The following is a 14,816-nucleotide window of genomic DNA, read 5'->3' as shown; positions in this document are numbered from 1 at the left end:
CGGTGAAGAACCTACGCAGGGACAAGCGCGATCGCTACTCCGACTCCGAGTCCGACACCGAATCGGTCGGCCGGGGCGACGTCGAGGACGCCGTCAGGGCCAGGACGACCAAGAAGATCGAGAAGGCCGTTGCCGACAAGGACAGGCTCAAGAAGCGCCGCGTCGAGGAGGACGTGCCGCTGGACGAGGGCAGGCGCGGCGACGGCGTCTTCTACCTGACGTTCCTGCAGATGGGCCAGGGCGACGGCGCGATCATGTCCACCCCGCGGGGGAAGACCGTGATGATCGACTGCGGGACGGTCTCCACCGACGGCGAGAGCGAGTCGGCCAGGGGCGACGGCCAGGCGATCCTCAAGAAGGACATCTACCTGGGCGGCGGCAGCAGGATCGACATCCTGATCCTCACCCATCCGGACCGGGACCACTACAGCTGGGTCGAACAGCTCACCCCGGACAACGTGACGTTCGGGAAGGTCTACCACAGCGACTCCCTCGGCGAATACAGCTTCGCGAAGACCCGCAAGTTCCTGAAGCGGCACGTCGCGTCCAGGAACGACATCCGGCGCGTCCGCAACAATCGGAGCGGCCGGCAACTGGCCAAGGTGGACGTACCGGCCCGCACGGCGGACGGCCAGATCGACGTCCTGGTCGACGGCGGGATCCGCATCCTCGACGAACCCGACTGCAAGATGACGATCCTCGCGGCGGAGGTCCCCAAGACCCACGCCGACGAGATCGGGCTGGACGCCATCAACGCGGGCTCCGTCGTCACCCTGATCGAGGTCTACAACGAGAAGATCCTCATCGTCGGCGACGCGACCTACAGCACCGAGACCTTCCTCATGGACCGGCACAGGGATCGCATCAGGAACCTGGACCTGCTCCAGGTCGGGCACCACGGCAGCGCCTGCACCTCCTCACTGCAGTCGTTCATCGACCTGACCCAGCCGAAGATGGCGATCATCTGCGCGGGCCGGGCGGTCGAGACCAACCACCTGCCCCGCGGCGAGGTGGTGTGGCGCTACCACGACCACCTGGACGCCCGCGCGGACATCGCCGAGGTGGACGCCCATGATGTGTACTTCTGGCGCAAGCACACCTCGCGCAGCGGATTCGCCTACGAGCACCTCAACATGACGGTCCCGCTGCAGAGCACCGGAACCGGCCGCTTCGACTACTTCATCGACCCCCCGCGCGGCGCCCCGGCCGACGACGGCTCGGGCGATGACTCGGAGGACTCGTGACCATCGAGCAGATCAGAGGCGTCGTCGTCCTCACCGGCGAGCGCCTCGACCTCGTCACCGCCGATCTGGGGGACCCCGCGCTGGTGCGGGACCTCGGCGCGAGGTTCGTCCTCGACAGGGCCCACCGCAGCGAGACGGCCGACGCGGTCACCGTCGAGGGCGTCGGGGTCGGCGGGCCGTTCGACGGGATGGCGGTCACCGCACGCTTCGCCGCCGACGGCACCGACATCACCGGCACGGGCGAGCGCGGCTGGACGTTCGTGAAGGCGTTCCCGATGCTCGCGCGGGGGATGTTCGAGACGCTCTCCTTCCAGGACCCGGTGCTCCGCCGGCCGCCCTCCGGCAACCTGACCTTCACCGGCAAGCTCGTCATCACCACCGTGCTGGCCCCCTTGGATCTGCTGTTCGCGGGGGTCGAACACGACGTCACCGGCACGATCACGATGATCGCCGAGATCCCGGCGCTGGGCTTCGAGGTCACCCCCGTGCCGATGATCGTCCTGTTCGGCCCGGCGGGACACAGCCTGGATCTCGGCCTGTTCACCCTCGACGGCCTGCGCTACGAGATCCTCGGCGAGCCGGAGATGGACCCGATCCGCGCCGACCTCACGGTGCGCGGCTCGGTGACGGTGACCGGCGCCGTGCCGTTCACCGCGTACGGCAAGCGCAACGACGTCCTGATCAGCGCCCGGATCGGCGCGTGGCGCGACCCGATCCTGTTGCTCGGCGACTTCCGCGAGGCGGGCCGGGCGGCGTTCGCGGACATCGCCGCCTTCCTGAGACTGCCGGGCCTCGCCATCCCCGGCGACGACTTCCAGATCACCGCCCCAGTGGTGCTCAGCGAGGTCCTGATCGCGCTGAACCCCGGCGGGCCCACCCTGATCCCGTACCTGTCCGTCACGCTGGAGACCACCCAGGAGTGGGACGCCGGCGTGCTGCGTCTGCAGGCCGTGGACGTCGTGTTCCGGGTCGACGGCCCGCTGACCGCGAGCCCGCAGGTCGACGTCATGGTGACCGGGCTGGTCGCGATCGGCGCGCGCGGCACGCTGGAGGTGACGGCCGAGTTCGGCGACGGCGTCTCGTTCTCGGGCGCGCTGCGCGAGGGCGACCCCTTCCCCACGCTGCGCGAGATCTACGGCGACTTCACCGGCTCCGACGCGGCGGGCCACCTGCCGGACCTCGCCGTCCACAAGTTCCAGGTCACGATCGACAAGCCGAGCACCGGGCCGGTGACGGCGGCGGGCCTGCTGGAGCTGACCGGCTCTTGGGCCGTCGCCGACGGTGTGGACCTGCAGGCCGTGCTGTTCTCGCTGAACGTCGACGGCCCCGACGTGAAGTTCCTCACCTCCGCCGAGCTCGCGGTCTTCGCAATCCGCCTCGGCGTGATGGCCTCCTACACGACCGGGCAGGGATGGTTCTTCTCGGGCCGGAGCTTCCCCGACCAGGAGGTCCCGGTCGGGGAGCTCGTCGACTCGCTGGCCACCCGATTCGGCGCGATGCCGCCGCCCGCGCCGATCAGCGGGCTCGTCGTCCACGACCTGGACGTCTCGTTCGCGACCGTCGACACCAGGTTCACCTTCGGCGCGGGCGTCCGGTTCCCGATCGACACGACCACGGTCGACCTGACCGTGGCGATCGACACCGGCGCGCGCACCTACGGCGGCCGGATCCGGACGGTCCTCGGCGACGGCACCGACCTGCGGTTCGACGTCCATTTCAGCGACGCCGCCGACGCCACACGGTACGCGGCGAGCTACACGCACGGCGACAGCGATCCGATGCCGCCGGTCAAGTCGCTGATCGGCGCGCTGTCGCCCACCGCCGCCGGGTTCGTCCCCGACGGCCTCGTGGTGAGCGTCAGGGACGCGGTGCTGGCCTCCACGGGGTCCGCGTACGTGTTCGGCGTCGATCTCGTCGCGACCATCGACCTGTCCCGGCTGCCCGTGGTCGGGCCGAGGCTCACCGGCGACGGAATCGTCGGCTTCGACCCGCTGCGGGTGATCGCGGCGACCGGCGAGGTCCCCGGCACCGAGGTCACGAAGCTGAACGCGCTGCTCCCCGCTGAGGCGGCCTCGCTGCCCGTCCAGACCCTGCCGTCCGGGTTCACGGTGAGCGGCCTGCTGAAGCTCGGCCCGCTGGAGCAGCCGGTGACGCTGCCGGTCACGGCGCCCGCCGCGGCGCCCACGCCGGTCGAGGCGAAGACCGGCGACAACGTGCTGTGGCGGCAGGTGCAGACGTCCTACGGACCGGTGCACGTCGCCAGGGTCGGGCTGTCCTACCTACACGAACCAGGCGAACCCGCGCGGATCGCGGTGCTGATCGACGCCTCGGTGACGGTCGGCGGGCTGACGCTGTCCTGCGACGGCCTGTCGGCGGGCGTCTCGCTCGCCGACCCGGCCGCGCTGCCCGCCTTCGACCTCGCCGGGCTCGGCCTGTCCTACGCCGAGGGGCCGGTCCAGATCAGCGGCGCGTTCCTGAAGGGCACGATCACCTACAAGGACAGGCCGTACACGGCCTACAGCGGCAAGGCCGTCATCAGAACCGAGACCTTCACCCTCGGCGCGCTCGGCTCGTACGTGCAGCTCGACGAGGGCCCGTCCCTGTTCGTGTACGCCTTCCTCGACTACCCGATCGGCGGGCCGCCCATCTTCTTCGTGCGCGGCATCGCGGCCGGGTTCGGGTACAACCGGCGGCTGAAGGCGCCGCCCGTCGACAAGATCGCGGAGTTCCCGCTGGTCGCGGAGGCACTCGGCGCCCAGCCGCCCGGCACGCTCGCCGGTGAGCTGCGCAAGCTGGAGGACGACCTGCCGCCGTCGCCCGGAGACTACTTCCTGGCCCTCGGCGTCCACTTCACCTCCTTCGAGATGATCGACTCGTTCCTGCTGCTCAGCATCGGCTTCGGGCACCGGTTCGAGCTCGACGTCCTCGGGCTGTCCACGCTCGTCCTGCCCGCGCGCGACGCGAAGGCCGCGGGCGTCACGCCGGTCGCCGAGATCCAGCTCGCGCTCAAGGCCACGTTCGCGCCGGACGACGGCTACTTCTCGCTGCTCGCCCAGCTCACCAACAACTCCTACCTGCTGGACCGCGCCTGCCGGCTGACCGGCGGCTTCGCCTTCGTCACGTGGTTCGGCGACGACCACCACGGCGATTTCGTGCTGACCGCCGGCGGATACCACCCGCACTTCCCGGTGCCCGCGCACTACCCGTCGGTGCCCAGGCTCGGCTTCAACTGGCAGGTGTCGGACAAGCTGGTGCTCAAGGGGTCGGCCTACTTCGCGCTGACGCCGTCGGCGCTGATGGCGGGCGGCGGCCTGGCCGCGACCTACGAGGACGGCTCGCTGCGCGCGTGGTTCGACACGTCGCTGGACTTCCTGATCAGCTGGCAGCCCTACCACTACGAGGCGGCGTTCCACCTGGCGGTCGGGGCGTCCTACACGTTCTCGTTCTTCGGCACGCACACGATCACCGTCCACGTCGGCACGGACGTGCGGTTCTGGGGCCCGGAGTTCGGCGGCGACGCCTACATCGACCTCAGCGTCATCTCCTTCACGATCTACTTCGGGTCGGCGTCCGGCGCCTCGGCGAAACCGATCGAGTGGAGCCGCTTCCGCGACACCCAGCTCCCCCCGGCCACCCAGATCGTGACGATCGCGCTGCGGTCCGGCGCCGTCGAGCCGGGGTCGGGCACCGACCTGGGCGTGGTCAACCCGCTGGAGCTGGAACTGCTGACCGACGCCGCGATTCCCAGCCTTGACGGGACGGCCGGCGGCGCGGCGCTGGCCGGGACCGGGGTCGCGTTCGGCGTCGCCCCGGTCGGGCAGACCGGCGGGTTCACCTCGCAGCACCGGATCACCATCACCCGCGACGGGCGTCCCGCCGAGACCTACTTCCGGTTCGAGCCGGTCGGCAAGAACGTTCCCGCCGCGCAGTGGGGCGACGAGCTCACCCCCTCGCTCACCAAGCCCGTCCTGGTGGAGAACGTGCTGACGGGGTACGTGGTCCGGCCGGTTCCCGCCGCGGACGCCCCGGAGCCCACGTCGCTGCCGCGGGCGGCGCTGCAGTCCCTGACCCCGGTCTCGGTCGAGCGCGGCGCGTTCACGTGGGATCCGCTGCCCGGCTTCGTCCCCGCCGCCGACCAGACCCTCGACCTGGCGTCCGGCGCCGCCGCCCGCGCCGCGGTCGCGGGCAAGCTGCTGGCCGACGCGGACCTCGCCACCGAACTGGACCTGGCGGGACTGACCGCCGCCGACTTCCTCGCCGCACCGAAGGTGGCCGCCCATGCCTGACCTGACCTTCGTCGGCCACCGGCGGCCCGTACTGCCCGGCGGCGACTACCAGATCAAGGTCGAGCAGGCGATCTCGCTCGACCCGGCCGTGTACGAGGCGACCCGCACTTTCACCGTCGCGGGGGAACGGTTCGCGCTGCCGCCCGCCGCGGGCCGCGCGGTGTTCCCGCCGGACGGCAGCCTGGGCGACCACGAGAACACGCTGCCGCACATCATCCTCGACCGGGCCACCCTGCCGTGGGAGCGCGTGCCGGGCGGCCCCGCCGACGCGGTCCGGCCCTGGCTGGTGCTGCTGGTGTTCAGCGGCGACGAGCGGCCCACACCGGTCCCGGCGACCCTCGGCACGCTGGGCGGCGGCGGGTACATTCCGGCGCCCGTGCTCGAACGGCACCAGAAGCCGGACGATCCGGTGACCGTCATCGACGTGCCGCGCGCGCTGCTCGCCGACATCATGCCGTCCCACGCCGACCTGGAGTTCCTGGCGCACATCCGCGCGTCCCGGAACGCCGCGGGCGACACCACGGGCGACACCACAGGGGGCACCACAGGCGACACCGCCGCCGAGACCACGGGCGACACCGCGGTGATCCTCGCCAACCGGCTGCCGGCGCCGGGGACCACCACGACCGTCCACCTCGTCTCCGTCGAGAACCGCTACTCGGCCGCGGGCTTCGACCTCGGCCCGCAGGGACCCGACGCCAAGGTCAGGCTGATCAGCCTCGCGAACTGGCGGTTCGCCTGCCTGGACGCCTCGCACGGCTTCGCCGGGCTGGCGGCCGGGCTCGCCGACGCGGGCGCCTCGTTACGGCTGCCGGACAGCGGCGAACCCCGCGCCGACGCCTTCCTGCGGCAGGGGTACGTCCCGGTCCGGCACCAGCTCCGCCAGGGCGGCCGTACCGTCTCCTGGTACCGGGGCCCCTTCGTGACGGGACCGGCCCCCTACGCCCCGGCCGAGCCCGTCCGGACCTCGGACGCGCTGCTGCGCTATCACCCGGGCAGCGGCATGTTCGACACCGCCTACGCCGCCGCCTGGCAGCTCGGCCGGATGATCATGCTCCAGCACACGTCCACCGCCACCGCGCTCTACGGATGGAAACGCCGCCGCGCCCAGGCCGCAAAGCGCGCCGTCGACCCCGATCACCCGCTCGACCTCGCGCCCATCGACACCGATCCGCCGGCCCCCGTCCTCGATCTGCTCACCGGCCTGGCCCACCTGCGCGGCGTCCCGCTCGGCTATCTGATCCCCGACGAGCGGCTCCTGCCGGCCGAGTCGATCAGATTCCTCCGGATCGACCGCCAGTGGATCGCCCACCTCGTCGACGGCGCGGCGAGCATCGGCCGCCTCACCGCCGCGGACGCCGAGCTCGACCGCCACCACCCGCCCCCGGTGGAGATCCCCGAACTGTCCGGCGCGCTGATCCGCTCCGCCCTGGTGCCCGGCTACCCCGGCCTGCTCATCGACGCCTACGAGACCGAGACGACCGACCGGCCGGTTCCGTTCTCCCACACCGAACGCCTGTCCGACTCGATCCTGCTGTGCCTTTTCCGCGGCGAGTTCGCCCGCCTGGACCTCCACCAGCACCCGGAGTCCCTGCACTTCGCCGTGGAACTTCCCGCCCCGGGCGCCTTCGCCAAGTCGCTGAGGGACGCCGCGCCCCTGCCCGCCGCGCCCCTCGGCCCGCGTCGCACCGTCCCGCCCGCTCCCCTGGCCGCCCGCATGGCCGCCGCCCTGTCCATCCCGCCCGCCTCCTTCCGTTCCGCGGCCTTCGCCCGCCAGATGATCGAGACCGCGGAACGCGTCACCTACCTGCGCGGCTGACCGTCCTCGCAGGCCGTCCGGTCACCGCCGGGTCGGGTGCTACCTCCATCGCGCTCGTGAGGTGGTGCCGCCGCCGCGTCGCCGCAGGGCCAGGGCGAGGACGGCCGCGGTGTAGACGCAGAGGACGCCGAGGCCGGCCCACCACGGGAGAGGGAAGTAGCCCTCCGAGGGGGCGTAGTGGGCGACCACCTGGGGGTACTCGCGGAGGGTCTGCTCGGCGGCGAAACCTGCGGCCGGGGTGAGGCGGAGCAGCCACCTCGACACGTCGTCGGGCAGGAGCGGCACGACCGCCACGAGGTACGGGAGGACGAGGGTCGCGATCGCGACGAGGATCGCCGCCCAGGTGCGCCGCAGCAGCGCGCGGAGGGCGAGCGCGAAGACGGCGGCGACGGCGAGCAGTACCGCGACACCCGCGACGACCCGCAGTTGGGTGAGGGCCGGCGCCGGGACGACGTTGACGCCGTTCGCGCGCAGCATCATCGCGCCGGCCGGGACCACGACCGCCGCGGCGACCAGCCCGGCGAGGAGGCCCACCGCGCCGATCACGACGGCCTTCGCCGCCAGGGTGCGTCCGGTGGACGGCACGGTGGCAGAGGTCGCCGGGTGCGGCGGCATGGCGGTCAGGAAGCGTGCCGCCACGGCGATCAGGATGAGCAGGCTGATGGGGAGGCCGAGGAGGTTGCTCTCCACCGTGCGGCCGCTCTCGCCGCCCAGCGGGCTCATGTCGCCGGTCCCGGTGACGGTGAACGCGCCGTCCGACTCGACGAGGCCGGGGGCCCGGTGGTACTTCTCCCAATCGGTACGACCCATTTCGCCCACGCTGCCGCGGCTCCACTCACCGAGGGGAACGCCGTCCAGGCTGATGTGGTCGAAGGTGGCGGTGGCCTGGGTGAAGCGCACCTGCGGCAGTCCCGCGCCGATGGCGACGGGCCTGAGCGTCAGGTCCCCGGGGGACGCGGCGAAGAGCCCGACCCGCACCGTCTCCGGAAGCCCGGCCAGGCGGACGACGCCGACCCGCGTCCACCGCGTGCCGTCGGCCGACTCCTGGCCCGTGATGGTGTCGCCCGAGCGGGTCAGGCGCAGCCAGCGCGGCGCTCCCGCCGAGACGCCGCCCGGGCGGCCGGCCGTGTCATGGGTGAAGTCGTGCTGCATCCGCACGCCGTGCGCGCCCGTGACCATCAGCGCCGCGTAGGAGGAACCCTGGGCGGTGCCGTCCTTGATGATGACGCCCGCCTTCGCCCAGGGCACGAGGCCGGGGACGATCTCGTCGTGATCGGGCGGCGGGTAGGTGATGATCCCGTTCATGGAGGTCATGCGGACGGTGATGCTGCCGTTCTTCCCCATGGGCCGGTGGACGAAGTAGAAGCTGTCGCGCACCGCCTCGCCGTCCGGCCCGGCCGGATCGGTGGGACAGGGGACCTCCACCGAGCCCTCGCTACAGACGGAGCGACCGCCGAGCCCGAGGGCGAGGAGCAGTCCGAGCAGGATGGTGACCACCGGCACGGCCGTCAGGGCGATCATCCGGCGACGGCTTCGGAGGTTGGCCCATTCCCGCCGCACAAGGGCGGCGAAGGGAGTGGCTTCGCTGACGTTCGGCATGGGTCCGGTTCTACGGACCACGCCATAACACCGCTCGAACCACTCCTGTCACATCGCTGTTAGGTCCCGCACCGCATCCTGGAAGCCTGACGTGAACGGAGAGGACCGATGGCCAAGCCGCGACGCCCCGCGCTACCGAGTTGGACGGTTCGGCAGCGCTTCACCACCTTGTACGCCGCCCTGTTCCTGATGTCCGGCCTGGTACTGCTCGCCCTAACCAACGTGCTGGCCGGTACGACCGTGTCCCGGCACGTGCCCGGCCAGGACCCTCCCGCCCAGCAGCCCGGTCTCGCGCGCGCTCAGGAGCGCGTCCACCAGCTCCAGGCACAGCTCGCGGATCTCCATGCCGCCCAGTCGCGCCAGCTCCTGATGGGATCGGCGATCGCGCTGGTCGTGATGGCGGTGATCTCAGTCGTGCTGGGGAAGGCCGTGGCGGGCCGGGTACTGCGCCCCCTGCGGACCGTCACCGCGGCGACACGGCGGATCTCGGCCGAGAACCTCCACGAACGGCTGGCCGTGCCCGGCCCCGCCGACGAGGTCAAGGACCTCGCCGACACCATTGACGGGCTGCTGGAACGCCTGGAGGCGTCCTTCGCCGCCCAGCGCCGGTTCGTCGCGAACGCCTCCCACGAGCTGCGCACACCGCTGACGACCATGCGGGCGTCGCTGGACGTGGCCGTGGCCAAGCCGCAACCGGCGCCGCCGCAGACGCTCGCGCTCGCCGACCGGCTGCGCACCGAACTCGACCGGGTCGACAGCCTCCTGGAAGGCTTCCTCGACCTCGCCCGCGCGCAGCACGGCGCGCTCCGCGGCAGCGTCCCTGTCTCGCTCGGCGACCTGGCGTCCGAATCCTTGGCCGCGCACGCCATGGACATCACGGAGAAGGACCTGACCGTCGAGGCCGACACCCGCGACACCGCATGGACCTACGGCAGCCCGGCCCTGCTGTCCCGCATGGTGAGCAACGTGATCGACAACGCGGTCGTCCACAACCGGCACGGCGGCCGGATCCGGGTCGCGACCGGCACGGAGGGCGGCTCGGAGGGCGGCTCGGCGCGGCTGGTCGTGGAAACGGGCGGGCCCGTTCTCGACCCGGCGCAGGTCGCCCGGCTCACCGAGCCCTTCCAGCGGCTCGCCGCCGACCGGACCGGCTCCGAGACCGGCTCCGGCCTCGGCCTGTCGATCGTCGCGGCCATCGCCGACGCGCACGGCGGCCGCCTCGACCTGCACGCCCGCCCCGAAGGCGGCCTACGCGTCACCATCACGCTGCCACGGGCGCCCCAGGCGGTCACGAGCGCGGCGGAAGCCACCGTACCGCCGCAGACGAGTACGACCGGAGACATCGCACCCCCGCAGACGAGTGCAGCCAGAGACATCGCACCCCCGCAGACGAGTACGGCCGGAGACATCGCACCCCCGCAGACGACTGCGACCGGAGACATCGCACCGCCGCGGACGAGTGCGGCGGAAGGGGGCGCGGAATGAGGATCCTGGTGGTGGAGGACGCGCGCTCGCTCGCCGACGTCCTCGCCGAGGGCCTGCGCGACCAGGGCATGGCGGTCGATGTCGCCCACGACGGCCTGTCGGCCACCGTCAAGCTCGACCTCACCCCCTACGACGTCGTCGTCCTCGACCGCGACCTGCCCGGCGTCCACGGCGACACCCTCTGCCAGATGATCACCGAGCGCGACGACCGCGCGATGGTCCTCATGCTGACCGCGGCCGACTCGCCGGGAGACCGGGTCAGCGGCCTCACCCTGGGGGCCGACGACTACCTCGCCAAGCCGTTCCATTTCCCGGAACTGGTCCTGCGCATCCGCGCCCTGGCCCGCCGTCGGCCGTCCGCCCGCGCACGAACGCTGCGCGCGGGCGGCATCGAGCTCGACCCGATCCGCCGCACGGCCACCCGCGACGGCCGGCAACTGGAGCTCTCGGTCAAGGAGTTCGCCCTGCTCGAAGCCCTCCTGCGCGCCTCCCCCGCCTTCCTCAGCACCGAGGACCTCCTCGAACAGGTCTGGGACGAGAACGCCGACCCGTTCACCAACACCGTCACCGTGACCATCGGACGCCTCCGCCGCAAACTGGGAAACCCGTCGATCATCACGACGACCCCTGGGGTGGGGTACTGCATCCCCCATCCCGCCGAGGAGGCATAGCCGCGAAACGCCCAGGCGCGGGCCTGTCCAGGGCGGGCGGAAAGTGCGTGTGAGACACAGCCGTTGGTTACAGTCCCGCCACCCCGCGCAGGACGAGCCGACCAGACCAGGGGGCCGACAGCGACGGATGATCAGGCAGGCGGGGGTGTCCGCGGGCGCGGATCTGTCGACGCCATTGCGTCCCTACTCGCTTTGAGAAGGCGTTTGGCCTGGTGTCGTGTTCGCTGGCTGATGTGTCGATACTGCTGAAGCGCGACGAGAAGGCCTTCGAACACGGGGACCTCCTCCACCCGAATCCAATCAACGGCCAGCGGGACCCAGTATGGGGCGAGGGCGGTCAGCTCCATCTCGACCACGACGCGTACCACCTGTGCGAAGTCGGGCGTGTCTTCCGTGCGGAGCGCTTCGACTTCCGCTTCAACGGTCTCCCGTGGTCTTTCGAGCAACGGCAACAGCCCCACCGCCGTATTGAAGCTGAGTGGCAGGGCGCCCTGCTGAGTGGACGTAACCAGCCAGGAGCCGTTCTTGGTGATGAGCCAGGGGCCATTCGGCTTGACCGCGAGTACGAAGGCCACGACTCACTCCCGTAGCAGGATCCACATCGAGGGTAGGGGTTCGCGCTTGATCGCGTGCCACACGCGTGCGAGATCCCACGGGAAAACAGGGGGAAACACGGTCACTCAGGGATCATGAAACGAAGAAGCCCCCGACCGCTGTTACTGCTGGTCAGGTGCTCTTTCCGCTGCTGGTGGCAGGTCCGGGGTTCGAACCTGGGCAGGCTGAGCCGACGGTTTTACAGCGCGTGACCGTCGTGGTCGAGGAAAGGCGCTCCACCTGCGGTATGACCGTGTCTCGACGCCATGAGAACCATGATCATTGCACGGATATTGAAGGGTCGCGTTGAGTACACTCAGCTTCCCTGCAGGGCGCCCCAAGGAGCGTGACCGAATGAGGCGTTACAGGAATGGCCGTGTCGCGACAGTTCTCGCCGGTGCGTACGCCAGCCTAGTGATGCTCCTTGGCGTCGCTTCCGTAGTGATCTTGCTGACCGTTCAAGACCCGATCCTGCTGTCCGGCGTCGCGCTCATGCTCATTACCGTCCCCCTTGGGCCGCTCATCTGGTGGGGATGGGACATAATCCCGCCTCAGATGGCAGACCCCGTACTCCTCATTGTGATCCTCACCGGGGCGGGCTTGCTGCAGTCGTATCTGATCTGGCGCATCCTGCGTGGCCCTTCGGTCCCCGAGCGCGAGGCTGCCTGATGTCTTCAAACGATCAATCGGGGCGCTGAATCGCCGAAGGACCTCCCCACGTGGCCATGGTCGACGCTCGTCGCGCCTCTAAATGCCCGTTGGCGGCACGGAGATCAGCCCATCACCGGTCTTTCTGGCGCGACGCCCGCACCAGTCCGACTGATCATCCTGCCTGCCGTCGTCCCGCCCGAAGGCACGCGGCAGTGTCCCTGTGGCTCAACGGGGGCGTACCGGCCCCTGAGGTCGCGGTGCGGGCCGGCCACGGGGTGGATGTGCTTCTCCGGGTCTACGCCAAGTCCATCGACGGACAAGAGACGATCGTGAACAAGCGGATCGAGGACGCTCTTGCGGCCTGAGACTCGCCCGACGAAAGGGTTTATGTGGCATCTAGTTTGGCAAGGGTGCTCTTCGACTCGGGCGGATATCGGCTTGCCTGGTCGGGCGAAGGACTTGGACAATCGCGGATCGTGTTGGGCATCTCCGGCTTCGAGCCGACCTTCCTCGTCGGACTCAAAGCCGTCCGCGATGAGCACGGACCGGGCCTGGCCGCGCTTGGTGGCCGGCGTCTGACCGGGTTCGCGCTCGTGCGTTTTGTCGAGGACGGGGACTGGTATGCCGAGTGCCCCGTCGTCTTGGACTTCGACGGCATCCAAGCAGAGATCTGTCACTCGAAGTTCGATGAGCTGTCGATCAGCTGGAACACCATCGACACGAGGGCTGCCATCAGTGGCTGGGAGTGGTTCGAGTTGACTCCGGCGTGGTCCAGCGCCGACGAACGACTTGAGCCGTTCGTCGGCCACGAGCTGCGCGAGGTTGCTCTACTCGAGTGGCGGCCCTCAGGCCGCGACGTGGCGGCCGGCACCCTTGCTGTGGAGTTCGTCTTCGACGCGGGCCGCTTCCACGTCGCCAACGCTCTTGATGAGAACAGCATCGATCTCGGCGACACCCATCCGGAATTCGTGCGGCACCCACTGGCCTCTGACGCGCAGCCTGACTAGGTTGGCCTCCGGTTGATCTCGATGACCGGCAGCAGGGTCGCCTGGGCCGGTGTGCTGATTTCCGGCGTGTGGGCCCGGTGGGGGTAAGGACGTTGGTGAGCTGGTCGAGCAGCCGGAGGATCCTGGATGGTCTCCAGGGTGCTTCGGCGCTGCCGGGGCGGCATGCGTTCCGTGAGGGTTCCGGATCATGGCACGCGACCTGGGAAAACAGGTCATGATCCATTCCGCGTATATTCCGGGACCACTGACAAACGGCTGCATCTGGCCGCGCCTGGCTGCATGATCCCGGAAAGCAAAAGAGGCCCCGGAGGGCCTCTGAGCTGGGAAAATCCCTGGTGGCAGGTCCAGGGTTCGAACCTGGGTAGGCTGAGCCGACGGTTTTACAGATGGCCGTGTCGTTTCCTGGCTTCTTCCGTGTTCTTCCTGGTCAGACCGGGGTCAGCACGCCCGGAGAGTCCTCTTCACCCTCGTCATGCCACGTGCGTGCCATACGGTCCCGGGAACCGTTCCCCGTGCCATGGTCGGCATCCAACGCGTCCGCGATCTCTCTGTCTCGCCCTTCCACGGCCCGCGCGTAGTGCCGTGTGGTCACGCTGGCATTCGAGTGCCCCAGCCGACGAGCCGCAGCCATGACGCCGTGCCGATCGGCTACCCAGGTGGCATGCGTCGCCCGAAGGTCATGCGGCGTGACATCTTCAAGGCGACGGCGCTCCGCGCTGCCGCACGGCCCGCACGCCCGCCCGCCGTCCGGGCGTGCGGTGTGGGCGCCGGTCCCGAACAGCGGCGGGAACGCGGGCCGCCCGCCGACCGCCGCGCCCGCCGCACCAAGGCTCACCCGCCGCCCCCGGGGCGCACCGTCGCCAGCCACAGCTCACCGAGGAACGCCCGTCCCAATGCATGCAAAGGCCGCCGCAGGCTACCGGACTCGAACCGGCTCATCCCCGTGACGGGAGTCAGCAAGCTGATACGAACTTTCCCATTCGCCTTTGCCCACGACGGCACATGCAGGCTACGGCCGAGCAGAGCCCCCGTCGACGGATTTATCCCCGCCGCCCTCCCGCCGCTGTGGCCGAGCTATGGTCGGCCGCCACACTCATACAGGTTGCGATCGCGCTGTGGCTGGTCGCCGTTCGGGGTTGAGGGCGATCGAAGGTCCGGGCTTCGTGCCTCAGCCCGGCCCACCGAGGTGCCATGGGTGCTGTATGTGCCACCGTCCGAGCCCGGGTGACGAAGCTTGATCGCGTGCCACACGCGTGCCAGATCCCACGGGAAACGAAGGGGAATCGCGGTCACTCAGGGGTGAGAAACGAAGAAACCCTTGACCGGCATCTCTGCTGGTCAAGGGTCCTTTTCGCTGGTGGTGGCAGGTCCAGGGTTCGAACCTGGGTAGGCTGAGCCGACGGTTTTACAGACCGCTCCCTTTGGCCACTCGGGCAACCTGCCTTGTCGGCCGCTCTCGC

General features: G+C 70.2%; 10 protein-coding genes and 1 tRNA gene. 8 read left to right on the top strand and 3 right to left on the bottom strand.

The features are described from left to right. Positions 1-2 precede the first annotated feature (2 nt). Genes DQ384_RS08325 through DQ384_RS08315 form a run of 3 tightly spaced genes read left to right on the top strand, consistent with a single transcriptional unit; the run spans position 3 to position 7,349 of the window. Positions 3-1,244 (top strand): ComEC/Rec2 family competence protein, encoded by a 1,242-nt coding sequence (locus DQ384_RS08325; protein ID WP_114028140.1) that lies wholly within the window; start codon positions 3-5, stop codon positions 1,242-1,244. After that, on the top strand, positions 1,241-5,530 hold the full coding sequence (locus DQ384_RS08320) for a DUF6603 domain-containing protein (RefSeq protein WP_114028139.1): 4,290 nt from the start codon (positions 1,241-1,243) through the stop codon (positions 5,528-5,530). The genes DQ384_RS08325 and DQ384_RS08320 overlap by 4 nt, the downstream gene beginning before the upstream one ends. After that, positions 5,523-7,349: a hypothetical protein gene (locus DQ384_RS08315; RefSeq protein WP_114028138.1), complete on the top strand. Its 1,827-nt coding sequence runs from the start codon at positions 5,523-5,525 to the stop codon at positions 7,347-7,349. The genes DQ384_RS08320 and DQ384_RS08315 overlap by 8 nt, the downstream gene beginning before the upstream one ends. A gap of 39 nt (positions 7,350-7,388) precedes the next feature. On the opposite strand, the gene DQ384_RS08310 is transcribed toward DQ384_RS08315, so the two are convergent. Further along, positions 7,389-8,948 carry a DUF1349 domain-containing protein gene (locus tag DQ384_RS08310; protein ID WP_114028137.1) on the bottom strand — a complete coding sequence of 520 codons (1,560 nt, stop codon included), beginning with the start codon at positions 8,946-8,948 and terminating at the stop codon, positions 7,389-7,391. A 108-nt stretch (positions 8,949-9,056) separates the two neighbouring features. On the opposite strand from DQ384_RS08310, the gene DQ384_RS08305 reads away from it, so the two are divergent. Further along, entirely contained in the window at positions 9,057-10,433 is a 1,377-nt protein-coding gene (locus tag DQ384_RS08305) for a sensor histidine kinase (protein WP_114028136.1), read from the top strand. Beyond that, positions 10,430-11,104, top strand: coding sequence for a response regulator transcription factor (locus DQ384_RS08300; RefSeq protein WP_181871094.1), 675 nt, complete (start codon positions 10,430-10,432; stop codon positions 11,102-11,104). The genes DQ384_RS08305 and DQ384_RS08300 overlap by 4 nt, the downstream gene beginning before the upstream one ends. A gap of 131 nt (positions 11,105-11,235) precedes the next feature. Here the strand turns inward: DQ384_RS08300 and DQ384_RS08295 are convergent, their stop codons facing one another. Continuing rightward, positions 11,236-11,679: a hypothetical protein gene (locus DQ384_RS08295; protein WP_114028135.1), complete on the bottom strand. Its 444-nt coding sequence runs from the start codon at positions 11,677-11,679 to the stop codon at positions 11,236-11,238. A gap of 373 nt (positions 11,680-12,052) precedes the next feature. Between DQ384_RS08295 and DQ384_RS08290 the strand changes: the two genes are divergently transcribed. The 3 genes from DQ384_RS08290 (at position 12,053) to DQ384_RS08280 (ending at position 13,356) form a co-directional block, all read left to right on the top strand. Next, positions 12,053-12,367, top strand: coding sequence for an SCO4225 family membrane protein (locus tag DQ384_RS08290; RefSeq protein ID WP_114028134.1), 315 nt, complete (start codon positions 12,053-12,055; stop codon positions 12,365-12,367). A gap of 194 nt (positions 12,368-12,561) precedes the next feature. Then, positions 12,562-12,714 carry a hypothetical protein gene (locus DQ384_RS08285; RefSeq protein ID WP_342769381.1) on the top strand — a complete coding sequence of 51 codons (153 nt, stop codon included), beginning with the start codon at positions 12,562-12,564 and terminating at the stop codon, positions 12,712-12,714. A gap of 45 nt (positions 12,715-12,759) precedes the next feature. After that, positions 12,760-13,356: a hypothetical protein gene (locus DQ384_RS08280; RefSeq protein ID WP_220182834.1), complete on the top strand. Its 597-nt coding sequence runs from the start codon at positions 12,760-12,762 to the stop codon at positions 13,354-13,356. 1,358 nt (positions 13,357-14,714) lie between these two features. Here the strand turns inward: DQ384_RS08280 and DQ384_RS08270 are convergent. After that, a tRNA-Tyr gene (locus DQ384_RS08270) sits at positions 14,715-14,799 on the bottom strand. Positions 14,800-14,816 lie beyond the last annotated feature (17 nt).

This window comes from Sphaerisporangium album (assembly GCF_003323745.1).
Taxonomy (GTDB): Bacteria; Actinomycetota; Actinomycetes; order Streptosporangiales; family Streptosporangiaceae; genus Sphaerisporangium; species Sphaerisporangium album.
The sequence above is the reverse complement of the archived record's forward strand: the minus strand, read 5'-3'. Positions and strand labels throughout refer to the sequence as shown.

What these genes read in the sequence shown, in the direction of transcription:
- DQ384_RS08315 (WP_114028138.1), top strand. Translation starts at nt 5,523, where the DNA reads ATGCCTGACCTGACCTTCGTCGGCCACCGGCGGCCCGTACTGCCCGGC.
- DQ384_RS08310 (WP_114028137.1), bottom strand. Translation starts at nt 8,948, where the DNA reads ATGCCGAACGTCAGCGAAGCCACTCCCTTCGCCGCCCTTGTGCGGCGG.
- DQ384_RS08305 (WP_114028136.1), top strand. Translation starts at nt 9,057, where the DNA reads ATGGCCAAGCCGCGACGCCCCGCGCTACCGAGTTGGACGGTTCGGCAG.
- DQ384_RS08300 (WP_181871094.1), top strand. Translation starts at nt 10,430, where the DNA reads ATGAGGATCCTGGTGGTGGAGGACGCGCGCTCGCTCGCCGACGTCCTC.
- DQ384_RS08290 (WP_114028134.1), top strand. Translation starts at nt 12,053, where the DNA reads ATGAGGCGTTACAGGAATGGCCGTGTCGCGACAGTTCTCGCCGGTGCG.